General features: G+C 73.6%; 25 protein-coding genes. 9 read left to right on the forward strand and 16 right to left on the reverse strand.

The window, feature by feature from the left end; all coding sequences use genetic code 11:
• Nucleotides 1-73 precede the first annotated feature (73 nt).
• From DSZ44_RS03525 to DSZ44_RS03535, 3 genes are read right to left on the reverse strand one after another with little or no spacing between them, the layout of a single operon-like run.
• On the reverse strand, nucleotides 74-1,222 hold the full coding sequence (locus DSZ44_RS03525) for an FUSC family protein (RefSeq protein WP_110851164.1): 1,149 nt from the start codon (nucleotides 1,220-1,222) through the stop codon (nucleotides 74-76).
• Entirely contained in the window at nucleotides 1,219-2,763 is a 1,545-nt protein-coding gene (locus DSZ44_RS03530; protein ID WP_110851165.1) for an FAD-dependent oxidoreductase, read from the reverse strand. The genes DSZ44_RS03525 and DSZ44_RS03530 overlap by 4 nt, the downstream gene beginning before the upstream one ends.
• Nucleotides 2,714-3,910, reverse strand: coding sequence for a carboxylate-amine ligase (locus DSZ44_RS03535; protein WP_110851166.1), 1,197 nt, complete (start codon nucleotides 3,908-3,910; stop codon nucleotides 2,714-2,716). Before DSZ44_RS03535 ends, DSZ44_RS03530 begins: the two co-directional genes overlap by 50 nt.
• Before the next feature lie 62 nt (nucleotides 3,911-3,972).
• Between DSZ44_RS03535 and hrpB the strand changes: the two genes are divergently transcribed.
• Nucleotides 3,973-6,480, forward strand: coding sequence for an ATP-dependent helicase HrpB (gene hrpB, locus DSZ44_RS03540; RefSeq protein ID WP_220035090.1), 2,508 nt, complete (start codon nucleotides 3,973-3,975; stop codon nucleotides 6,478-6,480).
• Here the strand turns inward: hrpB and DSZ44_RS03545 are convergent.
• The 4 genes from DSZ44_RS03545 to exaC form a co-directional block, all read right to left on the reverse strand.
• Complete coding sequence (locus DSZ44_RS03545) at nucleotides 6,477-7,538, reverse strand: mechanosensitive ion channel family protein (protein WP_110851167.1); 1,062 nt, start codon at nucleotides 7,536-7,538, stop codon at nucleotides 6,477-6,479. The two genes, hrpB and DSZ44_RS03545, sit on opposite strands and share 4 nt — an antisense overlap.
• A gap of 27 nt (nucleotides 7,539-7,565) precedes the next feature.
• Nucleotides 7,566-7,868, reverse strand: coding sequence for a YciI family protein (locus DSZ44_RS03550; RefSeq protein WP_110851168.1), 303 nt, complete (start codon nucleotides 7,866-7,868; stop codon nucleotides 7,566-7,568).
• 171 nt (nucleotides 7,869-8,039) lie between these two features.
• Nucleotides 8,040-8,564 carry a DUF779 domain-containing protein gene (locus DSZ44_RS03555; protein WP_110851169.1) on the reverse strand — a complete coding sequence of 175 codons (525 nt, stop codon included), beginning with the start codon at nucleotides 8,562-8,564 and terminating at the stop codon, nucleotides 8,040-8,042.
• Between the two features lie 52 nt (nucleotides 8,565-8,616).
• Nucleotides 8,617-10,182: an acetaldehyde dehydrogenase ExaC gene (exaC, locus tag DSZ44_RS03560; RefSeq protein WP_110851170.1), complete on the reverse strand. Its 1,566-nt coding sequence runs from the start codon at nucleotides 10,180-10,182 to the stop codon at nucleotides 8,617-8,619.
• 158 nt (nucleotides 10,183-10,340) lie between these two features.
• On the opposite strand from exaC, the gene DSZ44_RS03565 reads away from it, so the two are divergent.
• Nucleotides 10,341-11,036 carry a DUF5701 family protein gene (locus tag DSZ44_RS03565; protein WP_220035070.1) on the forward strand — a complete coding sequence of 232 codons (696 nt, stop codon included), beginning with the start codon at nucleotides 10,341-10,343 and terminating at the stop codon, nucleotides 11,034-11,036.
• A gap of 112 nt (nucleotides 11,037-11,148) precedes the next feature.
• Here the strand turns inward: DSZ44_RS03565 and arfB are convergent, their stop codons facing one another.
• On the reverse strand, nucleotides 11,149-11,574 hold the full coding sequence (gene arfB / locus DSZ44_RS03570; RefSeq protein ID WP_110851171.1) for an alternative ribosome rescue aminoacyl-tRNA hydrolase ArfB: 426 nt from the start codon (nucleotides 11,572-11,574) through the stop codon (nucleotides 11,149-11,151).
• A 357-nt stretch (nucleotides 11,575-11,931) separates the two neighbouring features.
• Here arfB and pepN point away from each other — a divergent pair, with 357 nt between their 5' ends.
• Complete coding sequence (pepN, locus tag DSZ44_RS03575; protein WP_258369187.1) at nucleotides 11,932-14,559, forward strand: aminopeptidase N; 2,628 nt, start codon at nucleotides 11,932-11,934, stop codon at nucleotides 14,557-14,559.
• On the opposite strand, the gene DSZ44_RS03580 is transcribed toward pepN, so the two are convergent.
• The 8 genes from DSZ44_RS03580 to DSZ44_RS03615 form a co-directional block, all read right to left on the reverse strand.
• Nucleotides 14,556-15,320 carry an SCO1664 family protein gene (locus DSZ44_RS03580; RefSeq protein ID WP_110851173.1) on the reverse strand — a complete coding sequence of 255 codons (765 nt, stop codon included), beginning with the start codon at nucleotides 15,318-15,320 and terminating at the stop codon, nucleotides 14,556-14,558. The genes pepN and DSZ44_RS03580 overlap by 4 nt on opposite strands.
• Nucleotides 15,317-15,868: a DUF3090 domain-containing protein gene (locus tag DSZ44_RS03585; protein WP_110851343.1), complete on the reverse strand. Its 552-nt coding sequence runs from the start codon at nucleotides 15,866-15,868 to the stop codon at nucleotides 15,317-15,319. Before DSZ44_RS03585 ends, DSZ44_RS03580 begins: the two co-directional genes overlap by 4 nt.
• A gap of 10 nt (nucleotides 15,869-15,878) precedes the next feature.
• On the reverse strand, nucleotides 15,879-16,577 hold the full coding sequence (locus tag DSZ44_RS03590) for an MSMEG_4193 family putative phosphomutase (RefSeq protein WP_181424520.1): 699 nt from the start codon (nucleotides 16,575-16,577) through the stop codon (nucleotides 15,879-15,881).
• A 58-nt stretch (nucleotides 16,578-16,635) separates the two neighbouring features.
• A complete protein-coding gene (gene ehuA, locus DSZ44_RS03595) occupies nucleotides 16,636-17,415 on the reverse strand; it encodes an ectoine/hydroxyectoine ABC transporter ATP-binding protein EhuA (RefSeq protein WP_110851174.1) in 780 nt (259 codons plus the stop codon).
• Nucleotides 17,402-18,052, reverse strand: a complete 651-nt coding sequence (gene ehuD / locus DSZ44_RS03600) for an ectoine/hydroxyectoine ABC transporter permease subunit EhuD (protein WP_110851175.1) — start codon at nucleotides 18,050-18,052, stop codon at nucleotides 17,402-17,404. The genes ehuA and ehuD overlap by 14 nt, the downstream gene beginning before the upstream one ends.
• Nucleotides 18,049-18,771 carry an ectoine/hydroxyectoine ABC transporter permease subunit EhuC gene (ehuC, locus tag DSZ44_RS03605; protein WP_110851176.1) on the reverse strand — a complete coding sequence of 241 codons (723 nt, stop codon included), beginning with the start codon at nucleotides 18,769-18,771 and terminating at the stop codon, nucleotides 18,049-18,051. Before ehuC ends, ehuD begins: the two co-directional genes overlap by 4 nt.
• Nucleotides 18,772-18,784: 13 nt before the next feature.
• Nucleotides 18,785-19,711, reverse strand: a complete 927-nt coding sequence (locus DSZ44_RS03610; protein ID WP_110851177.1) for a transporter substrate-binding domain-containing protein — start codon at nucleotides 19,709-19,711, stop codon at nucleotides 18,785-18,787.
• 337 nt (nucleotides 19,712-20,048) lie between these two features.
• Nucleotides 20,049-21,038, reverse strand: a complete 990-nt coding sequence (locus DSZ44_RS03615; protein WP_110851178.1) for an LLM class F420-dependent oxidoreductase — start codon at nucleotides 21,036-21,038, stop codon at nucleotides 20,049-20,051.
• Between the two features lie 87 nt (nucleotides 21,039-21,125).
• Here DSZ44_RS03615 and clsA point away from each other — a divergent pair, with 87 nt between their 5' ends.
• The 6 genes from clsA to ftsR all read left to right on the forward strand — a co-directional run bounded on the left by clsA (nucleotide 21,126) and on the right by ftsR (nucleotide 25,037).
• The gene (gene clsA, locus DSZ44_RS03620; RefSeq protein ID WP_110851179.1) at nucleotides 21,126-21,731 is read left to right on the forward strand and encodes a cardiolipin synthase ClsA; all 606 of its coding nucleotides are present in this window, start codon (nucleotides 21,126-21,128) and stop codon (nucleotides 21,729-21,731) included.
• The gene (locus DSZ44_RS03625) at nucleotides 21,728-22,582 is read left to right on the forward strand and encodes a DUF881 domain-containing protein (RefSeq protein ID WP_258369188.1); all 855 of its coding nucleotides are present in this window, start codon (nucleotides 21,728-21,730) and stop codon (nucleotides 22,580-22,582) included. The genes clsA and DSZ44_RS03625 overlap by 4 nt, the downstream gene beginning before the upstream one ends.
• A gap of 53 nt (nucleotides 22,583-22,635) precedes the next feature.
• A complete protein-coding gene (locus DSZ44_RS03630; RefSeq protein ID WP_110851180.1) occupies nucleotides 22,636-22,968 on the forward strand; it encodes a small basic family protein in 333 nt (110 codons plus the stop codon).
• Nucleotides 22,965-23,720 (forward strand): DUF881 domain-containing protein, encoded by a 756-nt coding sequence (locus DSZ44_RS03635; RefSeq protein WP_110851181.1) that lies wholly within the window; start codon nucleotides 22,965-22,967, stop codon nucleotides 23,718-23,720. Before DSZ44_RS03630 ends, DSZ44_RS03635 begins: the two co-directional genes overlap by 4 nt.
• A gap of 103 nt (nucleotides 23,721-23,823) precedes the next feature.
• Nucleotides 23,824-24,276 (forward strand): FHA domain-containing protein, encoded by a 453-nt coding sequence (locus DSZ44_RS03640; RefSeq protein WP_110851182.1) that lies wholly within the window; start codon nucleotides 23,824-23,826, stop codon nucleotides 24,274-24,276.
• Nucleotides 24,273-25,037 carry a transcriptional regulator FtsR gene (gene ftsR, locus DSZ44_RS03645; protein ID WP_258369190.1) on the forward strand — a complete coding sequence of 255 codons (765 nt, stop codon included), beginning with the start codon at nucleotides 24,273-24,275 and terminating at the stop codon, nucleotides 25,035-25,037. Before DSZ44_RS03640 ends, ftsR begins: the two co-directional genes overlap by 4 nt.
• Nucleotides 25,038-25,079 lie beyond the last annotated feature (42 nt).

Consider the following 25,079-nt stretch of genomic DNA (forward strand, 5'->3'; position numbering starts at 1 on the left):
GCTGCTCCAGGGGCTCGGGGACGGCTGCCCTCATCATGGCGCGTGAGCGCGCCCGGCGCGACGGCCGTCCGTCTCAGTCGCTGCGCTCGACCCGGGCGAGGGAGTCGACGGCGCGTTCGAGGGAGAGCACGATGCCGTCGTAGAGCACCTGGTCGTCGTTCCGCGGGGCGACGTCGCGCGCGTCCTGGACGGCGTCCGAGGCGTGCGCGCTCGACAGCGGTGTCTCGTCGGAGGAGACGTGGGGGTCGGCCGTCCCTGCCGGCGTGGTGTTCTCCAGCGCCGCGGAGATCGTCCGCAGGGCCGCACAGACGCGTGCCCCGCTGTCCCCGGCGAGCACGTCCGACCGGTCGATACGGCCGGAGCCCACGTCACCGAGGAGGAGGTCGGCGAGGTCGCTGACGACGAGTCCGAGCCGGTCGAGCACCCGCGCCTCCTCCTGGAGCGCGTCGATCGACCCGCTGTACCGGCGGGCGCGTCGGTTGCGGTGCGCCGCCTCGCTGATCTCCGTCACCGCGGTGTGCATCTGCGCACGCTCACGCGGCGAGGAGGCGTGGTCGCGCTGCCACTCGGCGAGCGTCGGCAGCTCCTCCCTCTCGATGAGGTCGGCCAGCTCGCCGAGGTCCCCGGCGAGGGTCCTTCGGAAGCGGCGCACCGCGGACTGTGCGGGCGCGAGGGGAAGCGGCGGGAACACGGCGTTGGCGGTGATGCCGACGAGCGCACCGAGCAGCGTGAGGCCGGCGTACGCGCTGACGTAGGCGCCGTCCGGGTTCCCGATGATGAGCGAGAACAGCGCCGCCGTCGGCACCCAGCCGCCCATCGACCCGAACCGGCGCCACCCCGCGAGGACGACGGAGGCCACGACGGCGAGGGCGATGGAGATGACGCCCGTGACGGGCAGGAGGTCGACCCCCATCCCGACGAGCCCACCCATCGCGATCGCGCCGACCGACTGGAGGGAGTCGCGCACGGATCCCGCGAGCGTGAAGGTCGTGGCGATCACCGCGCCGAACGGCGCGTAGTACGGGTACTCGTCCGCGAGCTCGCCCGGGATGACCCCCGCCAGCGCCCAGGCGATCGCGGCGGCGAGGGCCGCGCGGATCGCCAGGGCGATCCGCGGGTTGCGCCGCCACTGCTCGCGCCACCACGACGGGCGGGTGACGTCGCGTGGCAGCGCCACCCGCGTGCGCCACTGCGTGTGCGCGGTCTGCTGCGAGGCGTTCATCGGGCCGGCAGCCCCCGGGTGGCCGGGCCCTCGAGGAGCTCGCCGTCGGCGGCGAAGCGTGAGCCGTGGAGCGGGCAGTCCCAGGACCGCTCCTCGTCGTTCCACCGGACGACGCCACCCAGGTGGGGGCACACCGCGGAGACGGCACGGGTGACGCCGTCGACCGTCGAGACGGCCACGGGGTGCAGGCCCCGGCGCACCACGCAGCCCATGCCCTCGGCGGGGGTGTCGTCCGTGGTGGCCGCCGTCTCCGGCTCCGGCTCCTCCGGCGCCGGCCTGCCGCCGGGCTCGGGGTTCGTCAGGGCGCGGGCGTAGCCGCCGGCCATCTGCGCGGCCACCGCGGCGTTGAGCCGCACCGCCTCGGCCAGCCCGGTCATCTCACGGCGGCGCCAGCTGCGGTAGGCGTCGCCCCACTCGGGCAGGTCCCCGGTGAGGTGTCCGGCGAGCATGTGCGCGGCCGCGACCGCGTTGGTCATGCCCCACTTGGCGAAGCCGGTGGCCACGAGGGCACGGGAGTCCCGCGGCAGGAGGGGTCCCACGTAGGGCAGCTCGTCGACGGGGTGGTAGTCCTGCGCGGACCACCGGCCCACCACGCGCGCGTCGGGGAACCAGCGCCGTGACCACGTGAGGAGGTTCTCCACCCGCGCCCGCGGGGAGTCGGCCCGCCCGACGACGTGGGAGGCGCCGCCCACGATGACGATCTCCCCGTCATCGGCGGGTGCGGTGCGGACCGAGCGGATGGGCGCCCCGGCGGTGATGGACATCTGCAGGCCGGTGGGCTGCGGCACGGCGAGGGCGAGGGCGTAGGAGCGCTGCGGCTCGAGGCGCGCGAAGTAGCCGCCGCGATCGGCGAAGGGGATGCCGGTGGCCAGCACGACGCAGTCGGCGTGCACGGTCCCGCGCGTGGTGACGACGGCGCCGTCCTTGCCGTGCGCGTCGGTGACCCGGGCGGCGGTGCGCACGACCACCCCGGCCGCCTCGGCCTCGAGGACGAGAGCGGCGAGCACGTCCATCGGGTCCACCTGGGCCTGCTCGGGCAGCCAGGTGCCCGCGAGCGCCGGGAAGGGCGCGTCGAAGGACTCGCGCCACTCCACGGGCAGGCCCGCCGAGAGGGCGGCCTGGTGCTCCGCCTCGGCGGCGGGCAGCTGCTGGGGACCGGCGGCGTAGGTGACGGCGGCGCGGCGCTGGACGGGGACGTCGTGGCGGGCACACTCGGCGAGCAGCCACTCCTGCCCGAGCCGGTTGCCGGCGACGTACTTGCCGAGCACCTCAGGGCCGTGCTGGGCCGCGATCGCCGACATCCGGGTCCCTTGGAGCAGGGAGACCTTGGCGGTGGAGTGGCCGGTCGTCCCCGCGCCGACGTAGCGGCCCTCGAGGACGACGACCGTGAGGCCGGCGCGGCCGAGCAGGACCGCCGTCGTCAGTCCTGTCAGGCCCGCGCCGACGACGGCGACGTCGTAGCGTCCACCGACCGGCTCGGTCGCGAGGCGCTCACCTCCCCGACCCGTGTCCGACGCCGATGCCAGCCACAGTGAAGTCATGTCCCTCTCCGTCCAGTCCGTGCGTCGTGCGCACCGCCGCCGCGACGACGTCGCCCAGGCTCCCGGTGCGCTCCAGCTCCCGCCGCTGGCGGTCGGCGCCCGTGCCGACCTCCCGCAGGCGGGCCATGCCCTCCTCGACGAGGGCGAGATCGTCGTCGGCCTCCCGCAGCGCCGGCCGGACGTGGTCGACGAGGGCGCCGACCACCTCCGCCCCGGGCCGCGGGCGGCTGGTGTACGGGTCGAGCAGGTCGCCGGCCAGGCCGAACCGGCTCGCCTGCCAGGTGGCGAGGCGGAGCAGCTGGGTGGGTACCGGAGGCGCAGCCTTCCCGGCGGCCCACTGCTCGGCGGCGGTCTCGACGAGCGCCCGGCACAGGGCGGCCACGACGACGGCGTCACGCGGGTCCTGGCACACGTCCGCCGCCCGGAACTCCAGGGTGGGGTAGGAGCGCGAGGGCCGGGCGTCGAGGTAGACCATCCCCTCGTCGAGGACGACGCCGCTCGCGACCATCGCCTCGACCCGCTCGCGGTAGCCGCGGTGCGAGCCGAACAGGTCCGGCGGCCCCGCCGAGGGCCAGCGGCCCATGACCTGGGCGCGGTAGCTCGCGTAGCCGGAGTCCTCGCCCTCCCAGTACGGGGAGTTGGCGCTCACGGCCAGGAGGGTGGGCAGCCACACGCGCACGCGGTCGAGGACGGCGATCGCCTCCTCGTCGGACTCCACGCCCACGTGGACGTGGCACCCGCAGACGAGCTGCTCGCTGCCGAGCCGCCCGAAGTGGTCGACGATGCGGCGGTAGCGCTCGTCCGGCGCGGCCTTGGCCTCGACCGGGAAGGGGGAGGTGCCGAGGGCGACGACCCGGGCGCCCTCACGTCGGGCGGCCGACTCTGCGTGGGCGCGCCACGACACGAGCTCCTCGTGGAGGTCGACGAGGTGGTGGTGCGGGGCGGTGCCGGTCTCGACCTGCTGACGCTGCAGCTCGCCCTCCAGGGCGGAACCGGCCTCCCCGGGTGTGCCGGCGGGGCCGGAACCGTCCGGGGACGCGTCCCCGATGACGTCGGCCCGCCGCAGCACCTGCTGCGCCACCGAGACGGCCTGGCCCGTGCCGCTGCGTACGAGCAGCAGCTCCTCCTCCACTCCAAGTGTCCTCATCCGGCCAGTGTGTCGTGGGGGCGCCCGGTCGGCACGGCGGGCGGCACACTGGGGGCGTGGCCGTGTCCGATCTCTCCGCGCTCCTCGCCGCTCCGCCGTCCCTGCCCGTGGCCGAGGGCCTGGCAGACCTCGTGCAGGCGGTGACGTCCGGCGGCACCGCCGTGCTGCAGTCCCCGCCGGGGAGCGGGAAGACCACGCTCGTGCCCCCGGCGCTCGCCGTCGCCCTCGGCGGCAGGGTGGTCGTCACCCAGCCGCGGCGCATCGCGGCGCGGGCTGCGGCACGCCGCCTCGCGGGCCTCCTCGGGCAGCCCGTGGGACGCGTCGCGGGCTTCTCCGTCCGCGGGGAGCGGCAGGTCGGTGAGGAGACGCTCGTCGAGATGGTCACCGCCGGCACGCTCCTGCGCCGCCTCCAGCGGGACCCCGAGCTGCCCGGTGTACGCGCCGTCGTGCTCGACGAGGTCCACGAGCGGCAGGTCGACTCCGACCTCCTCCTCGCCATGCTTGTCGAGGCGCGGGCGACGCTCCGCGAGGACCTCGCCCTCGTGGCGATGTCGGCGACCGTCGAGGCCGACCGCGTGGCGGCGCTGCTCGGAGAGGGGACCGCCGTCGTCACCGTCCCCGGTGCCCTGCACCCGGTCGAGACGGTGTGGTGCCCGCCGCCGCGGACCGCGCCCCGGTTCACGCCGCGGGGCACCAGCCCGGAGTTCCTCGCCCACGTGGCGGGCGTGGCCCACCGGGCCCTGGCCGAGCAGGACGGTGACGTCCTCGTCTTCCTCCCCGGCGCGCGGGAGGTCGACGACGTCGCCGCCCGCCTCCGCGGGGGCGAGGCCACCGTACTGCCCCTCCACGGGCGCCTCCCGGCCGCCGAGCAGGACCGCGCGCTACGGCCCGGCGCCGATCGGCGCGTGGTGGTCTCGACGGCGGTGGCCGAGTCCTCCCTCACCGTGCCCGGCGTGCGGGTGGTCGTCGACGCGGGGCTGGCCCGCCAACCACGCACCGACCACCACCGCGGACTGGCCGGCCTCGTCACCCGCAGCGTCAGCCAGGCGGCCGCGGAGCAGCGTGCGGGGCGTGCCGGGCGGCAGGGCCCGGGCACCGTCTACCGGTGCTGGTCGGCCGCGGAGCACGCCATGCTCGCGCCCCACCCCGAGCCGGAGATCGCGACGGCGGACCTCGCCGGGCCGATGCTCGAGCTCGCCCTGTGGGGCGCCCCCGGCGGAAGGGGACTGGCGCTCCTCGACCCTCCGCCGGCCCAGGCGGCCGCGGCGGCGACCGAGCTGCTCGTCGAGCTGGGTGCGCTCGATGCCGAGGGCACGGCCACCCCGCGTGGCCGGGCGATCGCGGACGTCGGCGCGGACCCGCGCCTGGCCCGAGCACTGCTCGACGGCGCCCGGGCGGTGGGCGCGCGGACCGCGGCGGAGGTCGTGGCGATGCTCGCCGATGACGGCGGCGGGGGCGATGCCGACCTCACCGCGGCGCTGCGCCGGCTCAGGGCCGGTGGCCGCAGCGGCTGGCGCCGGGAGGCGGACCGCTGGGAGCGCCTGGCGACCCGGCGCGGTGGGGCGGACGCGCGCCGGGACGACCATGTCACGCAGCTCGACCTCGCCGTCGGGCTCGTCACGGCACTGGCCCACCCGGACCGTGTCGCGCGCCGCCGGCAGAACAGCGACCACTACCTGCTGGCCGGGGGAGCGGGCGCGCGGCTGGCCGGTGGGACGCTGGCCGGCACCGAGTGGCTCGCCGTCGCCGACGCCACCCGCGCGCCGGGTGAGCGCGACGCGCTCATCCGCTCGGCGGCGCCGATCGACGAGGCCACCGCGCGGGAGGCGGCGGCAGGGCTGCTGCGGACCGTGGAGGACGTCGCGTGGCGCGAGGGCCGGCTGGTGGCGCGGCGCGTGGAGCGGCTGGGCGCGATCGAGCTCGCCAGCGAGCCGTTGCCTCGCCCCTCCGCGGCGCTCGTGGCTGCCGCCGTCCAGGACGGGCTGCGCCGTGAGGGCCTGGACCTCGTGCCGTGGCCGGCGGGGGCGGTGTCCCTGCGCCGGCGTCTCGCCTTCCTGCATGCCGCCCTCGGCGCGCCGTGGCCCGACGTCTCGGACGACGCGCTGCTCGAGCGGGTCGAGCAGTGGCTCGGGCCCGACCTCGCCGGGGTGCGCAGCAACCGGGACCTGGCCCGTCTCGACACGACGACGGCGCTGCGGCGGCTGCTCCCGTGGCCCGAGGCCGGCCGGCTGGACGAGCTCGCCCCGGAGCGGGTGACCGTCCCGGCGGGCTCGGCGCTGCGGGTCGACTACTCCGACCCCTCGCGGCCCACGCTCGCGGCGCGCCTCCAGGAGGTCTTCGGGTGGGGCGGCGCGCCGGCGCTCGCCGGCGGACGGGTGCCGCTCGTACTCGAGCTGCTCTCCCCGGCACGTCGCCCGGCGGCGGTGACGGCGGACCTCGCCGGGTTCTGGCGCACGGGGTACCCCGGGGTGCGCGCCGACCTGCGTGGGCGCTACCCGCGGCACCCGTGGCCGGAGGACCCGGCGACGGCCGCCCCGACGACGCGCACGAGCAATGGACGGCGGACCTAGGCGGGCTGCTCGCCGCCCGCCGCCGGGTCCGGCGACATGGTGAGGCGCCGCACCGGCAGCGCCTGCGGGTCGTTCTCCCGCAGCCACACGACGAGGTGCTCGCGCACGTCGCAGCGCAGCGTCCAGTCGTCGCCGGTGTTCGCGGTGGTCACCAGGGCGCGCACGGTGATGTGGCCACCGGTGGAGTCGGTGACGAGGAGGGACTTCCCGCGGCCGTCCCACGCGGGGTGCTGGGACACGTACGCGTCGAACGCGGCGCGCAGCGCGTCGATGTCGGTGCGCCAGTCGAGCTCGAGGTGGACGACTCCGGTGACCGTGTCTCCTGTGCGGCTCCAGTTGATGAAGGGCTGGGAGGTGAAGTAGGTCGAGGGCAGCACCTTGTGGCGCTCGTCCCAGATGCTGACGACGACGTAGGACAGCGTGATGTCCTCGATCGTGCTCCACGTGCCGTCGACCTCGACGACGTCCCCGATCCGCACCGCGTCGGTGAAGGCGATCTGCAGCCCGGCGAAGAGGTTGCCCAGGCTGCTCTGCGCCGCGATGCCCACCACGACGCTGAGGAGGCCCGCGGAGGCGAGGATCGTCGCACCCACCTGCTCCACGCCGGGGAAGGTCATGAGGACCATCGCGACGCCGAGGACGACGAAGGCGGCGTTGACCAGGCGCTGGATGAGCAGCATCTGGGTGCGGGTGCGCCGTCGGTCGCGGTCGTCCTCCTTGCGGGCGACGACGCGGCGGCGGGTGTGCTCGAGCCAGGCCACGACGATGGTGGCGGCGAACCACACCGCCGAGGCGATGGTGAGCACGAGCAGGACGTGCAGCCCGATCTCGCGCACGGTGCCTCGTTCGGCCGTCGCCGCGAACGCGACGCGCAACGCGATCGCCAGGAGCAGGGCGGCCAGCGGCCGGCGCACCCGCAACCATCCCTGGACCAGCGCGGGTACCCGGGCGCGCCCGCGCCGGATCGCCCGGTCCACGACCAGCATGACGACGACGACGACCGCCGCGGCCGAGGCGACGGCGACGACCCATCTGAGGAACGGCCAGAGCTCATCCATACGTCAGGCCTAACAGACGAAGGCGGTCTACTGCGAGGCGTGCTCGGCGAAGGCACCCATGATCGGGTTCCACGGCCGCACGGTGCGCTGGGTGATGAGGTGCGCCTTGAGGAAGGGGTCCTCGTCCAGGAGCCGCTGGGCGCCGTCGACGTCCTGGGCGAGGACGAGGAGCAGCGCGCCCGGGGCGGCGTTGTCCCGCCACGGGCCGGAGGCGAGCAGCGAGCCCTCGTCCAGCAGCCCCTGGAGGAACTCGCGGTGGGCCGGCCGCACGGTGGCGAGGTCGTCGGTGCGGGCGGTGTCGTAGGTGTACTCGACGGCGAAGACGCTCATGCGGCCCCAGGGTAGCCGGGCCGCCCCCTCCCGCCGAGCGCTGAGTTGTTACTCGTCAGAACCCACCGCTGCCCCCGCCCCCTCCCGCCGAGCGCTGAGTTGTTACTCGTCAGAATTCAGCGCTCCGCGAAAGGAAGGCCCCCTCCCGCGAGCGCTGAGTTGTTACTTCGGTCAGCCGCCGGGGATGGCGCAGGCGTCGGCGACGTCGGTGACCACCTGCGGGCGGGTGGCGGCCGGTGGCCGGGCCCCGGTGTCCCAGTCCGCGCCGGTGAGGACCGGCTGGTCCTCGAGGGCTCGCAGCTCGGCCGGGTTGAAGACACGGGACCGGGTGAGGAAGCGAACCCCGTGGGGCCCCTCGACGCTGAAGCCGGCGCCGCGGCCGGGCACGACGTCGAGCACGAGCTGGGTGTGCCGCCACACGTCGAACTGCTGCGGGGAGATCCACACCGGCACGCCGTCGGCGTCCGACGGCGCGTCCGGCAGCACGTGCCCGGTGAACAGGCGCAGGTCCAGGACCCCAAGGAGCACCTCGCGGTCGCCCACGAGGAACTCCCCCTGGGGGTAGCACATGGGGGAGGAGCCGTCGCAGCAGCCGCCGGACTGGTGCATCATCAGCGGCCCGTGCTCCCCGCGCAGCCGGTCGAGCAGCTCGGCGGCGGCGGGCAGGGCCACCACACGCGGCACTGTCACGTCCATCGTGCTCCCTCGGGTGGGCCGGGGCCGCCGGCGCGGCGGCCCCGGCAGCCGTCTAGAAGTAGCCCTGCGCACCGGGCGCGTAGGACACGAGCAGGTTCTTCGTCTGCTGGTAGTGGTCGAGCATCATGAGGTGGTTCTCCCGGCCGATGCCCGACTGCTTGTACCCGCCGAACGCCGCGTGCGCCGGGTACTGGTGGAAGGTGTTCGTCCACACCCGCCCGGCCTGGATGGCGCGGCCCGCGCGGTACATCGTGTCCGCGTTGCGGCTCCAGACCCCGGCGCCCAGACCGTAGAGGGTGTCGTTGGCGATCTCGATCGCCTCGTCGAAGTCCTTGAACGTCGTCACCGACAGCACCGGGCCGAAGATCTCCTCCTGGAAGACCCGCATCTTGTTGTGCCCCTTGAACACCGTCGGCTGGATGTAGTAGCCGCCGTCGAGCCCGTCGACCCGGTCGACCTCGCCACCGATGAGCACCTCGGCACCCTCCTGGCGGCCGATGTCGAGGTAGCTCTTGATCTTCTCGAACTGGTCGGAGGAGGCCTGCGCGCCGACCATCGTCGTCGGGTCGAGGGGGTGGCCACGCTTGACCGCCGCGACTCGCGGAAGAGCCCGGGCCATGAACTCGTCGTAGATCGACTCGTGGACGAGCGCGCGCGACGGGCAGGTGCACACCTCGCCCTGGTTGAAGGCGAACATCGTGAAGCCCTCGACCGCCTTGTCGAGGTAGGCGTCGTCAGCGTCCATGACGTCGGCGAAGAAGACGTTGGGCGACTTGCCGCCGAGCTCCAGGGTGACCGGGATGATGTTCTGGGTGGCGTACTGCATGATCAGCCGGCCGGTCGTCGTCTCTCCGGTGAACGCGATCTTCGCGATGCGCGGGTTGGTCGCGAGCGGCTTGCCCGCCTCGAGGCCGAAGCCGTTGACGATGTTGAGCACGCCGTCGGGGAGCAGGTCCCCGATGAGCGTCATGAGGTAGAGGATCGAGGCGGGCGTCTGCTCGGCCGGCTTGAGGACGACGGCGTTGCCGGCCGCGAGCGCCGGCGCGAGCTTCCACGTCGCCATGAGGATGGGGAAGTTCCACGGGATGATCTGGCCGACGACGCCGAGCGGCTCGTGGAAGTGGTAGGCGACGGTGTCGTCGTCGAGCTGGGAGATGCCGCCCTGCTGGGCGCGGATGGCACCGGCGAAGTAGCGGAAGTGGTCGATCGCGAGCGGGAGGTCCGCGGCGAGCACCTCGCGGACCGGCTTGCCGTTGTCCCAGGTCTCGGCGACGGCGAGCCGCTCGAGGTTCTCCTCCATCCGGTCGGCGATGCGGTGGAGGACGAGCGCGCGCTCGGCGACGGAGGTGCGGCCCCAGCCGGGCGCGGCAGCGTGCGCGGCGTCCAGCGCGAGCTCGATGTCCTCGGCGGTGCTGCGGGCGACCTCCGTGAAGGCCTTGCCGTCCACCGGGCTGGGGTTGGCGAAGTACTGGCCCTTGACCGGTGGCACCCACTGCCCGCCGATGTAGTTGTCGTAGCGCTTCTCGTAGCTCATCACCGCGCCGTCGGTGCCGGGTGCGGCGTAGACGGCGGACTGCGGGGCTGCGGTGTCCTGGGGGACGTCGGTCTCGATGGTCATGAACGAGTACTCCCTCGTGTCTCGATCTGCCGGGGGTAGCCGGAGGCGACTCCACGTTGAGCCGCCTTCCTCGACGATATGTCGTGGATCACGTCCTGGGAAGAGCCGGGGCTCCCCGGGCGTTGCGCCTGCTGCCCGTCAGCCGAGAGGACCTCGCCATGCCCCAGCAGACCGTCACCCACCCCGCCGACCTGCCCACCGTCGTCGCCGGCCCGTCGGCCGCCCAGGCCGCCTTCGACCCCGCCGCGACGCCGGAGGAGGAGCTCGAGCGTCAGCTGCGCGCCTACGTCGAGCTCGGCTTCCCGGCGCTGCTCGGCACCGACGAGGCCGGCCTGCGCGCGCTCGTCGAGCCGCTCCGCGCGGAGCTCCCGCCCGCCGGTGCGCCGACGTCCGTGCCGCCCGGGGACCACGTTTTCCTCGTCCTCGTCCTCGCCCTCGAGCGGCCCGGTGACGCGGTCCCGGCGCTGCGCCTGGGGCGGCGCAGCGGCGTCAGCGTCATCGACGACGACGAGCTCGCCACCTACCGGCCGGTCGTCGACGCGCCCGACCGGTCCGCCTACCTCCTGCGCGACGTCGACACCGGCTCCCGCTTCCTCAGCGTGACGCCCGAGGACGCGGTCGCCGAGATCCGCGCGGAGGGCCGGCGCCCGCTCACCGTCGCCGAGGGGCTGGCGCTTGTCGTGCTGCGCCCGGACATGCTGCGCCCGGGCCGCTGCTTCTCCCTCGCCGGCTCCCGCACCGGTACCAACCAGCGCGTGCCGGCCGTGTGGATCTCCGAGCGCCGCCCCAAGCTCGGCTGGTGCTGGGACCGCAACCCCCACACCTGGCTGGGTACCGCCTCCGCGGCGCTCTGACCCCCGCACCCGCCCCCTCGCCGAGTACGCACCTACGGTCACGGGCACGCGCTCGCCGGGCGCTCCTGGTGACCGTAGGTGCGTACTCGCGGGAGGGACGGGGCGGAGGCGCTCAGTCCGTGGGGCGGCGTCTCAGGGACTTGGTCTGGCTGCGCCTCGTCTTGGCCTCGGCGCGGCGCCGCTGGGCACCGCGGGATGGCTTCGTGGGCCGGCGCCGCGGAGGCGGGGGAGCGAGCGCCTCGCGCAGCACCTGGGCGAGGCGCTCGGCTGCCGCCTCGCGGTTGCGCAGCTGGGAGCGGTGCTCGCTCGCGGTCACGGTCAGCCGCCCGTCCACCAGGCGCCCGGCCAGCGCCTCGAGCACCCGGGCGCGCTGGTGCTCGCTCAGCGCGGGCGTGGCGGCGAGGTCGACGGTCAGCTCGGCCCGCGAGTCGGTCGTGTTGACGCTCTGGCCACCGGGTCCGGAGGACCGGGAGAAGCGCCACTGCAGCTCCTCCTCGCGCAGCGCGACGGAGGACGTCACGCGCAGGTCGCCGGCCATGTCCCCAGCCTCTCACCCTCGCGCCCCACCCCCCTTACGTCGAGCGCTGAGTTGTTCCGCTGAACAACTCAGCGCTCGGCGCGCACGGGGGAGTCGCGCCGCTGAACAACTCAGCGCTCGGCGCGCACGGGGGAGTCGCGCCGCTGAACAACTCAGCGCTCGGCGCGCACGGGGGAGTCGCGCCGCTGAACAACTCAGCGCTCGACGCGCACGGGGGAGTCGCGCCGCTGAACAACTCAGCGCTCGACGCGCACGGGGCAGGCGTCTCCGCGGAACAACTCAGCGCTCGGCGCACGTGGGGGAGGTGAGGCGGTGCCGCGTGGCCCCGGGCGGGCCGCCCGTGCTTTGCTCCTCCCCGTGAGCAACCTGACCCGGACCGAGACCCGACGGCGCGCCGAGCAGCTGACCCTCCACGCCGTCACCATCGAGCTCGACCTGCGCGACGCCCGCGACCCGGCCACCGCGACCTTCCCGACGACGACGACCCTGCGCCTGTCGAGCACCGCCACCACGACGTGGCTGGACTTCCTCGGCCCGCGCGTGCACGCCGTCGTCGTCGACGGGCAGGAGCAGGTGGTGCGCGTGGCGGACGGGCGTGTGGCCGTCGACGGGCTGCGCACGGACGGGGAGTCGACCGTCGTCGTGCGCGGGGAGGCGGCGTACTCGCGCACGGGGGAGGGGATGCACCGCTTCGTCGACCCCGTGGACGGCGAGACCTACCTCTACACCCAGTACGAGCCCGCCGACGCCCGCCGGGTCTTCGCCTGCACCGAGCAGCCCGACCTCAAGGCGCCGTACACCGTCGTCGTCGCCGCCCCCGCCGAGTGGCAGGTGCTGTCGAACTCGGCGGCCGACTCGGTCATCGAGTGGGAGGACGGCTCGCGCACGTGGACCTTCGCGCCCACCCCGCCGCTGTCCACCTACATCACGGCTGTCGTCGCCGGCCCCTACCACCGGGCCGAGGGCCACTGGTCGCGCGGGCTGGCCGACGGGTCCACCCTCGACGTCCCGCTCGGCCTGTGGTGCCGCGCCTCGCTCGCGCCCTACCTCGACGCCGAGGAGTTCCTCGAGGTCACCCGACAGGGCCTGGACCTCTTCCACGACGCCTTCGACTACCCCTACCCGTGGGGCAAGTACGACCAGGTGCTCGTCCCGGAGTACAACCTCGGGGCGATGGAGAACCCGGGCCTGGTGACCTTCACCGAGAAGTACCTCTTCCGCTCCCAGGCCACCGAGGCGCAGCGGGAGGGCCGGGCGACGACGATCCTCCACGAGATGGCTCACATGTGGTTCGGTGACCTCGCCACCATGCGCTGGTGGGACGACCTGTGGCTCAAGGAGTCCTTCGCCGACTACATGGGCACCTACGCCACGGCCACCGCCACCCGCTTCAGCGGCGCGTGGACGAGCTTCGCGCTGCGGCGCAAGGCCTGGGCCTACCGGCAGGACCAGCTGCCCACGACCCACCCCGTCGTCGCCGACATCCCCGACCTCGAGGCCGCCAAGCAGAACTTCGACGGCATCACCTACGCCAAGGGCGCCTCGGTGCTCAAGCAGCTCGTCGCCTTCGTCGGCCCCGAGGCCTTCCTCGCCGGTGCGCGCACCTACTTCCGGCGCCACGCCTACGGCAGCACGACGCTGCCGGACCTGCTGGCCGCGCTGGCGGAGGCCTCCGGACGCGACCTGTCCTCGTGGAGCGGGCAGTGGCTGGAGACGACGGGACCCTCGACGCTCACCCCCGAGCTCGAGGTCGCCGACGGCACCGTGACCGCCCTGCGCGTACGGCAGGACGACGACGGCGGCGTGCTCCGCGACCACCGGCTCGTCGTCGGCTGCTACTCCGCCGGCGACGACGGCGCGCTCGTGCGCACGCACCGCATCGCCACCGACGTGTCCGGTTCCGTCACCGACCTGCCCGAGGCGGCCGGCATCCCGGTCCCCGACCTCGTCCTGGTCAACGACGACGACCTCACCTACGCCAAGGTGCGCCTGGACGAGCGGAGCACCGCCACGGCGCTGCGTGACGCGGGCACGATCGAGGGCGCCCTGTCCCGCGCGGTGCTGTGGTCCGCGTTGTGGAACGCGACCCGCGACGGCCTGCTGCCGGCCGCGGCCTTCCTCGACGCCGTCGTGTCCCAGCTGCCGGCGGAGCGGGAGATCGGCATCGCCCGCGACCTGCTCGCCCACGCCGCCGGCGCCGTCGAGCACTACCTGCCGACCGCGGCGCGAGCCGGGGCCCGGGTGCTGCTCGCGGAGGAGACCTTCACCGGGATGGAGCGGCACGAGCCCGGCTCGGGTCTGCAGCTGGTGTGGGCGCGCGCCTTCGCCGACGCGGCGGCCCGCGCCCCGGAAGCCGCTGACCGGGTGCGGGCGGTCCTCGCCGGTGAGGTGCCGGGGCTGCAGCTGGACCCGGAACTGCGCTGGTCGCTGTGGCAGGCGCTCGCCGCCACCGGCGCGGCGGGCCCGCAGGAGCTGGACGCCGAGCTCGCCCGCGAGGACACCGCCACGACCCGTCTCGCGCACCGGGCCGCCCTGGCCGGCCGTCCCGACGCGGAGGCCAAGGCGCAGGCCTGGGCCGCGCTCGGGCTGCCGACCCAGGACGCGGCGCTGGGGGACAGTCCGCTGTCCAACGACGAGGTCGACGCCGTCATCGCCGGTCTCACCCAGCCGCTGCACGTCGAGCTGCTCGCCGGGTACGTCGAGCCGTACTTCGCGCTGCTGCCCGGGATGTGGGCCGACCGTTCGATCGAGATCGCCGAGCGGTTGGTCGGTGACCTCTACCCGGACTGGGTGGACGGGCGGGGGAGTGCGCCCGAGGACCACCCCGTCGTCGCGCGCACCCGCCGGTGGCTGGCCGAGCACGAGGACGCGCCGGCAGGGTTGCGGCGCACGCTCCTCGAGCAGCTCGACGACCTCGAGCGCGCGCTGCGCGCCCGGAGCACGGGCACCAGCCCGGACAGCGCCGCCCGCAGAGGGCACGTCTAGAGGGGCGGCCAGGGGATCGCCGGGTACCCCTCGCGCGGGGCGGGCAGCCGTCCCGTGGCGAGGAGCCGGTCACAGCGCACCTCGAGGGCGGAGAGCTCCGGTCCGGTGAGCAGCTCAGCGAGCGCGGCCCCGAGGTCGTCGTCCAGGGCCGCACGCACGCGGCCGACGCCCTCGGCCTCCTCGGCGTCGAGCTCGCGGCCGGCCCACCCCCACAGCACGGTCCGCAGCTTGTGCTCCTCGTGGAAGGTCAGGCCGTGGTCCACGCCGTACCGGTGGCCGCCGGCCATCGCCAGCACGTGCGCGCCCTTGCGGTCGGCGTTGTTCGTGACGAGGTCGAAGACCGCCATCCGCCGTAGCGCGCCGGAGTCCTCGTGGACGAGGGCGACCTCGCGGTCCTCCTCGTCGACGCCGCTCAGGACGTGGCACCAGCCGTCGTCGGGCACCTCGTCGGCGGGGACGAGCGTGACGGCCTCCTGCGCCGGGTCCGGTGGGCACCACAGCTGCACCATCCCGGTGCCGAGCGGTCCGTCACGCAGCCAGGTCCGCGGCACGACCTCCCACCCGAGGGCCTCGGAGAGCAGGTAGGAGGCGACCTCGCGCCGGGCCAGCGTGCCGTCGGGGAAGTCCCACAGGGGCCGCTCGCCGGCGACCGGCTTGTAGACGACCCTCACGTCCTCGATCCGGCCGACGAAGGTGGCGTTCGAGGCCGTCGTGATCCGCGCGTCGAGGACGATGTCCCCGCCGTCGAGGTCGGGTGTCACCGGAGGTCGTCGGGGAGCTCGCAGACGTGCCCGTCCGGGTCCATCGGCTCGCCGCACCGGGGGCACAGCGGCCGGCCGGCGGCCACCACCTCGCGCGTACGCTCGGCGAAGGCACGGGCGGCGCCCACCGGGATCCGCACGACCAGCGCCTCCTCCGGCTCCGGACCGACCGGCTCGAGGGTCTGCGGGTCGACCGGCTGGGCGGGGACGGCCTCGATGACGAGCTGAGCGGTCGACGGGTCCCAGCCCAGGCCCATGATGCCGACGCGGAACTGCTCCTCGACCGGCTGGTCGAGGGCGTCGTTGTCGACGAGCTCCGCGGGGACACGCTCGGGGACGCTGAACCGGTTGCCCTCGGTGTCCATGAGCTCGTCGAGCAGCTCGTCGATCTTCTCGACCAGAGCGGCGGACTGCTCCTTCTCCAGGGCGACGCTGAGCAGCCGCGTGCCGGCACGGACCTGCAGGTAGAAGGTGCGCGACCCGGGCCGCCCCACCGTGCCGATCACGAGACGGTCGGGCCAGTCGAAGGTGTGGACGGTCTGAGGCACGGGACCCATGCTACGAGGCGGGCGCGGAGGCTGCCGGTCCGGCGCCGCCCCCGACCTGCGGCTCGTCCGGCCGGGCGCGGAGCCAGGAGAGGTCCCCGGCCTGCGTGTTCACCGCGAGGACGTGGGGCTGGCTGGGGGTGTAGCGCACGATGGAGGCGGACGCGGGATCGGCGTGGAGCCGCTGGAACAGGTCGAGGTGCAGGCCCAGCGCGTCCGCCAGGACCGCCTTGAGGAGATCACCATGGGTGACGGCGGCCCACACCGCCGCAGGGCCGTGCTCGGCCTCGACGGCCGCGTCGATGCGCCGGATCGCGCCGACGGCGCGAGCGTGCATCGCCACGAGCGACTCCCCGCCGGGGAAGACCGCGGCCGACGGCTGCCGCTGGACCACCGACCACAGGTCCTGCTTGGCGAGGTCGGCGAGCGTGCCGCCCTGCCAGTCGCCGTAGTCGCACTCGGTGAGGTCGTCCTCCAGCCGGGTGGCCAGGTCGGCGTCCTGGTGGTCGAGGACGGCCTGAGCGGTCTGGCGGCACCGCTCGAGCGGGCTGGAGACCACGGCGACGAGCGGGACCGCGCCGAGCCGGACACCGGTTCGTGCCGCCTGCTCCCTCCCGGTTCCGTCGAGCTCGACGCCCGGGGTGCGCCCGGCCAGCACCCCGGCCGTGTTCGCGGTGCTCCGGGCGTGCCTCACGAGGATGACGGTGGCCATGGGCACCGATCCTAGGGCTGGTCACGCCGCCGGGCGTCGAGCTCAGGACTCGCCGAGCTCAGAGGACCGCCTGGAGGAAGGCCTTGGTCCGAGGCTCGCGGGGGTTGGAGAACATCACGTGCGGCTCGGCGTCCTCGATGATGCGCCCCTGGTCGAACATGAGGACCCGGTGGGAGACCTCCTGGGCGAACTGCATCTCGTGGGTGACGATGAGCATGGTGATGTTCGTCGTCTCGGCGATGTTCCGCAGCACGCTGAGCACCTCACCGACCAGCTCGGGGTCGAGCGCGGAGGTGACCTCGTCGAGCAGCAGGATCTCGGGGTCCATCGCCAGCGCCCGGGCGATCGCGACCCGCTGCTGCTGCCCGCCGGACAGCCGGCTGGGGTGGGCGTCGGCCTTGTCCGAGAGCCCCACGAGCTCGAGCAGCTCGTGGGCACGCTGCCGGGCCTCCTCCTTGCTCTTCCCGAGCACGTGGACGGGCGCCTCCACGATGTTCTCCATCACCGTCATGTTGGGGAACAGGTTGAACTGCTGGAAGACCATGCCGATCTTCGTGGCGACCTTCGCGACGTCCTTGGGCTTGCGCGCCACCCGCTTGCCGCCGCGCTCCTCGTAGGTGAACGGCTCACCGTCGATGTAGATGTAGCCGTCGGTGAGCTCCTCGAGCGTCATCACCAGGCGCAGGATCGTCGTCTTGCCGGAGCCGCTGGGGCCGATGAGCGTGACGCGCTCACCCTTGCGGACCTCGAAGTTGAGGTTATCGAGAACCGTGTTGTCACCGAAGCGCTTGACGACGTTCTCGAAGCGGATGACTGGCGCGGAATCAGTAGCGGGCAAGTCGGGCCTCCAGTTTCCTGACGAGGATGGACGTGGGGTAGCTGGCCGCGAGGAAGATGAGGCCGGCCAGGGTGAAGGCCTCGACGTAGGTGAACGTGCGCGAGCCGTAGTTCTCCGCCGCGCTCACCAGCTCGGGCACGGTGATGACGAACAGGAACGGGGTGTCCTTGAACATCGAGATCACCCAGGTGCCCAGCGCCGGGACGGTCGTGCGCAGCGCCTGCGGGATGACCACGCGGGTCCACGTGCGCTGGCGGGGCAGGGACAGTGCGGTCGCCGCCTCCCACTGGCCCTTGGGGACGTTGTCGATCCCCGAGCGGTACACCTCGGCCATGTAGGTGGAGTAGTGGATCCCGAGCACCCCGATGCCGATCCAGAGCGGTTCCCAGTCGGTGAAGGCGTAGTAGACGAACAGCAGCTGGATGACCACCGGGGTCATCCGGATGAACTCCATCACCCAGTGCACGGGGCGGGCGATGAGCGCCGGGGCCGACCGTCGCACGACGGCGACGACGAGCCCGAGGACCGCGGCGATGGCCGAGCCGAGGACCGTGGCGAGCAGCGTGACCTCGAAGAACGCGGAGAGCAGCTGCGGCAGCGCGTCGGCGGCACGCTCCCAGCTCCAGACGTCGTTCATGAGTTCACCACCCCCGCCTTGGCGGCGCGGGGCCGGAAGATGTTCCTCAGGGGCGGGCCGATCCCGAGACGGCTCTTGGCGCGGGCCTCGGCGAGGTTCGCGACGAGGACGAGGACGTAGGCGATGAGGAAGTAGACCACCATGCCCACGCCGTAGGAGAAGAAGGTGTCATTGGTCATCTGGCGCAGCTGGTTGGTCACGAAGGTGATGTCGTGCAGCACGATCACGACCGCTACCGCGCTGCCCTTGAGGAGCATGATCCCCAGGTTGCTCAGCGACGGGATCATGATCGCCCAGGCCTGCGGCCACACGATGCGGAACAGTCGCCGTCTGGGGGAGAGGCTGAGCGCGACGCTCGCCTCCCACTGGCCCTTGGGCACCGAGTTGAGCGCGCCGCGCACCACCTCGGCGCCGTAGGCGCCGTAGTTCAGGCCGAGGGCGAGGATGCCGGTGAACAACGAGCTGAGCTCGATGCCGAAGAGCGGCAGGACGTAGAACAGCCAGAACAGCTGGACCAGCAACGACGTCCCGCGGAAGAACTCGACGAACACGCGCGCGGCACCGCGCGCCACCACGTTGTGGTGACGCGCGGTGATCCCCAGGATCGCGGCGAGGAGGAAGGCAAGCACGGAACCGCCGACGGTCAGCTGGAGGGTCACGAGGATCCCGTCCAGCAGCCGTGGCAGCACCGTTGCCAGTGCGTCCAGGTTGTCGCTCATGTGTGGAGGGCGGTCAGCCGAGCTCGCCGGCGCAGAGGTCCTCGGTGGTCAGGGTGAAGTCGCCGGCGGGACGCTCGCCCGCGGTGAAGCCCCAGTCCCCGACGACCGAGAGGTACTCGTCCTCGTCATCGACGATGGGCGCGAGCTGCTCGTTGTAGGCGTCGCGCAGCTCGGTGTCCTCGGTGCGGAACACGGTGCCGCCGGCGCCGAGCTGCTCCACGCCGTCGATGGTGGCGACGAAGGTGTCGGTGACCTCGACGCCCGGGTCCTCCCCGGCGTTGTCGACCATCCAGTTGAGGGAGATGCCGGTGAGCGCGAAGACGTCGGCGCGTCCACCGGTGACGGCGTCCATCCCGTCCTGCGGGTTGCCGACCTCGATGGCGTCGATGCCGAGGTCCGCGGCGTAGGTCGCCTCGATCGCACCGGTCATCGCGGCCATCTGGACGTCCTGCGCCTCGGCGATGGACTGCATGTCGCTGAGGTTGTCCGGGTTGCCCTCCGGGACCAGCAGCGCGGTGGTGTACTGGAACTCCGGCTCGGAGAAGATCGCCTGCTCGCAGCGCTCGGGCAGGATCGACATCCCGGCGGCGACGACGTCCCAGCGGCCGGCGTTCAGCCCCTGGATGAGCTGGCCAAACTCGGCCTGGACGCCCTCGACGTTCTCGATGCCGAGCTCGCCCCAGATGCGCTCCTGGAGCGCTACGGAGGCGCCGACCAGCTCGCCCTCGTCGTTCTCGAAGCTGTAGGGCGCCTCGCCGGCGAAGCCGACGGTGATGGTGCCGGCCTCCTGCAGGGCCTCGAGCTTGCTCTGGCCCTCACTCGGCTCGGCTGCGCCGTCGTCGCCGCCGCTGTCGTCGCTGCACGCTGCGAGTCCCAGGGCGAGCGCTGCCGCGGCCGCCGGGATCGCCACCCGTCGGCGGGTAGAAGTCGTGGTCATCATGGTCCCTTCGGTTTGCACGAGGCTGTGGTTCACGCAAACCCCCTCCGGGCCGCAGGGCGCAGCGCACGGAGACGGCCAGTCGCCCCGAGTGGTCATGGTGCTCGGCCACGCTAGGGAAGTGCGGGAGGGACCTCAAGGCCCCGGACCGCGCCGGACACGGGCAGTGTGGCCCCGGACGCACCACCCCGCAATCCGCGCGGTGGTGCGCCGCGACCGTCCCCGGGGCGGGGTCCTCGCGGGACCCGGACAGGGCCAGGACGGGCCGCCCGATCGTTATGGCAACGTGACGTTCTTGACCGTGAGATGCCCAATTCGACGCCGGCCCTTTACTTACGACTTACCGCAGCGCGGGCGCCACCTCGCGTTCGAAGAGCTCGATGCCGCTCGTGTCGTAGGCGGCCTCGGGGAAGTAGAAGATCCCGTAGGCCATGCCCTGTGCCTCCAGCGCGCGGAGCTTCTCGACGACCTGCTCGGGCGTCCCGCACGCGGGCATGTCGCGCACGCCGCGCAGCTGCGCCTCGACGCCGTCCTCGTCCACGCCGACCGAGCGGAGGCGGGCGGCCAGCTGATCGAGCCGCTCCTGGACCTCGGCCTCGTCCCGTCCGATGGCGACGTTGTAGTTGGCCGAGCGGGTGATGCGCCCGAAGTCGGTCCCGACCTCGCGGCAGTGCTGGGCGAGGAGCGCGGACTTCCGGGCGAAGCCCTCGGGGGTGCCGTCGAAGTTCGTGTAGTCGGCGTAGCGGGCGGCGATCTTCAGCGTCACCTTCTCGCCACCACCGGCGATCCACAGCGGGACGCCGCCCTCCTGGAGGGGGAGGGGACGGCAGATCGCGCCGTCGACCTCGTAGTGCTTCCCGGAGAAGGTGGCCCGGCCCTCGCGCCAGGCCTGGCGCATGATCTGCACGCCCTCGTCGAGCATGGCCAGCCGTTCGCCGGCCCGGGGGAAGCCGTAGCCGTAGGCGCGCCACTCGTGCTCGTACCAGCCGGCCCCGATGCCCATCTCCAGTCGTCCGCCGCTGACGTGGTCCACCGTCGCGGCGACCTTGGCGAGGTACATGGGCGGGCGGTAGGCCATGCACGTGCACATCTGGCCGAGCCGGACGCGGTCGGTGCTCGCCGCGAGTGCCGCCATGAGCGACCACGCCTCGTGGGTGGCCTCCTCGCTCGGCACCGGGGTGGTGTGGAAGTGGTCGTAGACCCACACCGACTCCCACGGGCCGGCGTCGGCACGGCGGGCGAGGTCACGCATGAGGGGCCACTGCTGGGCGTCGTCGATGCCGACGAGGTCGAACCGCCAGCCCTGGGGAAGGAACATTCCGAGTCGCATGGTCGAGAGAGTACGGCCAGGTCACAGCGTGGTCACGCCGGGCGCGCTCCACCCGTCCTGTCCGCCCTCGTGCGTACCCTGGACCCCGTGAGGACCACGGAGAGGCCGGCGCGCGTCGCCGAGGAGCGCGTGTGGACGATCCCCAACGCCATCAGCTTCCTGCGCCTGGCCCTCATCCCGGTGTTCGCGTGGCTCATCGTCACCGAGCACGACGCCGCGGCAGTGGTCGTCGTCGCCCTCGCCGGCTTCACGGACTGGGCCGACGGCTACATCGCGCGGCGCTTCAACCAGGCCAGTCGGCTCGGGCAGATGCTCGACCCGGCTGCCGACCGGCTCTACATCCTCGTCACACTCATCGGGCTGGCCTACCGCGACATCATCCCGTGGTGGCTGCTCGCCGTCATCGTCGCCCGTGAGCTCGTCCTCGCCGGCACGATCCCCGTGCTCCTGCGGCACGGGTACGGCACGCTGCCGGTCCACATGGCCGGCAAGGCCGGCACCTTCTGCCTCATGTACGCCTTCCCGCTCCTCCTCCTCTCCTCTGCGCCCGGCGCACTGGGCACGGCGGCGTCCACGGCGGGCTGGGCGATCGCGCTGTGGGGTGTGGGGCTGTACTGGTTCGCCTGCCTGCTCTACCTCGAGCAGGTGGCGTGGATCGTGCGCCGCGACCGCCGGGCGGCGAGCCCGGCGTGACGCACCAGCCCGGGCGCCCCGACCAGTCGATGACCCTCCTGCGGGAGGTCGTCGAGCGGCCCCTCGACCCGGGCTACGCCGCTGCCGCCCAGCGCCGCGCCGAGGGGAGGGCCCCTGCGCTGCCCTGGTGGCGCAAGGGCATCGTCGTCGTCCTCGCCGCCGCCCTCGGCCTGGGTGCCGTGTGGGCCGCTCGGGAGCTGCGCGCCCCGACCGACGGCGCCGGTGACGCGCGCGCCCTGCTCCTGTCCCAGGTGTCCGACGGCGCCGCACGCGGGCAGCAGCTGCGCGCGGACAACGCCGCCCTCGTCGAGCAGATCGACCGCCTCCAGGAGGAGTCGCTGCGGGGCACGGACCCCGAGTTCCTCGAACGGGTCCAGCTCCTCACCCTCAACGCGGGCAGCGCGCGCGTGCGCGGGCCGGGCCTGCGAATCACGCTCGACGACTCCCGTGACGCGCAGGCTGGCGAGCCGGGAGCGGACCTGGGCCGAGTCCAGGACCTCGACCTCCAGGTGCTCGCGAACGCGCTGTGGTCGGCGGGCGCCGAGGCGGTGGCCATCAACGGGCACCGGCTCTCCGGGCTCAGTGCCATCCGCTCTGCTGGTCCCGCGATCCTCGTGGACCTCGCCCCGCTCGCCCGCCCCTATGTCGTCGAGGCCGTGGGCGAGCCCGGTGACATGCAGGCCCGGCTCACCCGGAGCACGGGTGGGGCGCACCTGGGCACGCTGCGCGAGTCCTTCGGGATCTCGGTGAGCATCGAGGAGACCGAGGAGCTCGTGCTGCCCGGCACCACGGCGCGCACCCTGCGCCACGCCGAGCCGCTGGAGGGGCACACCGAACGGGAGGACGGATGATGGGACGTCACGAGGAGCCGTGGCACGTGCACGGACCGAAGGAGGAGCGCTGAGTGTTCGCCGTCATCGGGCTCATCGTCGGCGTCGTCGTCGGCATCGCCGTCGAGCCGACGGTTCCGGCGGTGCTGCAGCCCTACCTGCCGATCGCCGTCGTCGCCGCCCTGGACGCCCTCTTCGGGGGCCTGCGCGCCTATCTCGACGGCGTCTTCGACGACCGCGTCTTCGTCGTGTCCTTCCTCTTCAACGTCCTCATCGCCGCGCTGCTCGTCTTCCTCGGTGACCAGCTCGGGGTGGGCGCCCAGATGACGACGGCGGTGGTCGTCGTCCTCGGGATCCGCATCTTCTCCAACGCGGCCTCGATCCGCCGGCACATCTTCAAGGCATGACGCGCCACGGGGAGACGACAGCGACCGGTGGGGGAGCCGGGCGCCTGCGCCACCTGCTCCTGGGCCGCCACCCCACGTGGGTGCACGTCCTCATCGTGCTGCTCTGCGCGGCGGTCGGCTTCGCGCTGGCCGTCCAGGTGCGCCAGACCCAGGAGGACACCTACGCGACGATGCGCCAGGACGACATCGTCCGGCTCCTCGACGAGCTCAGCGTGCGCAACCGCGAGCTCACCGAGGAGGGCATGGAGCTGCGGCGCGAGCTCGGGGAGCTGGAGTCGGGGTCCAGCTCTCGCGCGGCCGCGCAGGAGGCGGCCGCGGAGCAGGCACGGGTCCAGGGCATCCTCGCCGGCGCGCTGCCCGTCACCGGCCCGGGTGTCGAGATCGCCGTCCACGACCCCTCCGGAGCCGTCAGCGCACCCGTCTTCGTCACCGTGCTCGAGGAGCTGCGCAACGCCGGCGCGGAGGCCATCGAGCTCAACGACCAGCGGATCACGGCCTCGAGCTGGCTCGGGACGCGGCCCGGGGGACTGGTCGTCAGCGGCGTGGACATCAGCCCTCCCTACGTGTGGCGGGCCATCGGGGACCCCCAGACCCTCGCCGTCGCCCTCGACATCCCTGGCGGTGCGCTCGCCTCGATCCGGGCGGCGGGTGCGGCTGCCGAGGTGACCCAGCACGAGGACCTCTCCATCACCTCCGTGCGCTCCCTGTCCGAGCCGGAGTGGGCCACGCCCGCTCCCGTGGAGGACCGCTGAGCCCTCACCCCCCGGTGTCTGTCACAGGAGCCCCGCGGGGAACTATGGTGGTGTCCAGCGCCGGGTGACGAGCCCGGTGGTGCCGCCGAGGGGAGTACACGTCATGGGAATCGAGCCCGAGCCGCAGGACTTGTCGAGCACGACCGCCCGCTTCGGGGCGATCGGCGCCAGCGACGAGACCGCGGAGCGCTCCGACGTCCCCCCGCCCGACCGCGCCGCGATCGACGGGCTGCCCCCGGGCCACGCGCTGCTCATCGTCCAGCGCGGCCCGACGGCGGGCGCACGCTTCCTCCTCGACACCGAGCGCACTCTCGCCGGTCGCCACCCCACCGCCGACATCTTCCTCGACGACGTCACGGTCTCCCGCCGGCACGCGGAGTTCCTCGCCCACGAGGGCGGCTACGTCGTGCGCGACGTCGGCTCGCTCAACGGCACCTACGTCAACCGGGAGCGGATCGACTCCGCCGTTCTCCACGCCGGTGACGAGGTGCAGATCGGCAAGTACCGCCTCACCTACCACCCCAGCCCGCACAGCAGCGACGCGCCGGCCTCGTGAGCTCGACCGCCCGCCGCACCACCGAGTCCCGCCCCGAGGAGCCGCAGGAGCAGCCGCGGCCGTGGCCCCCGGGCGCCTCCACCGAGCCCACGATGAGCATCGGTGCCGTGCTCGCCGCCCTGCAGCCGGAGTTCCCGGCCGTGCGCATCTCCAAGCTCCGTTTCCTCGAGGAGCAGGGCCTGGTCAGCCCGAGCCGCAGCGGCTCCGGGTACCGCATGTACAGCCAGGCGGACGTCGAGCGTCTGCGCTTCGCGCTGACCGCGCAGCGTGACTCCTTCCTGCCGCTGCGTGTCATCCGCGACCAGCTCGAGGACCTCGACGCCGGGCGTCCCGTGGAGTCGGTCCCCGGCACCCGGGTTGTCGCCCGCGACGGCGAGCTCGTCCGGCCGCGACCCTCGGCTCGCGTGCGAGCGCAGGAGATCGCCGACCTCACCGGGGTGAGCCTCGCCGAGATCGAGGAGATCGCCGAGGCCGGCCTGATCGTCGCCGACGCGCGCGGACGCTACCCCGGCCGCGCCGTCGACGTCGTCCAGCACGCCGCGGCTCTCGCACGCCAGGGCATCAGCCCGCGCCACCTCCGCACGGTGCGCACGGCGGCCGAGCGGCAGGCGGACACGATCGAGCAGGTCGTCGCACCGGTCCGCGCCCAGCGTTCGGGCGCCGGGCGGGAGCGCGCCGCGGCGCGCGCGCAGGAGCTCGGTGAGCTCTACGGGCGGCTGCACGCCGAGCTGCTCCGCGCCGCCGTCGACGACCTCGACTGACGCGCGGGGCGTGCGGCGCATTTCGCGCGCACCCCCGCCGCG

Source organism: Georgenia satyanarayanai, assembly GCF_900116375.1.
GTDB classification, from domain to species: domain Bacteria; phylum Actinomycetota; class Actinomycetes; order Actinomycetales; family Actinomycetaceae; genus Oceanitalea; species Oceanitalea nanhaiensis.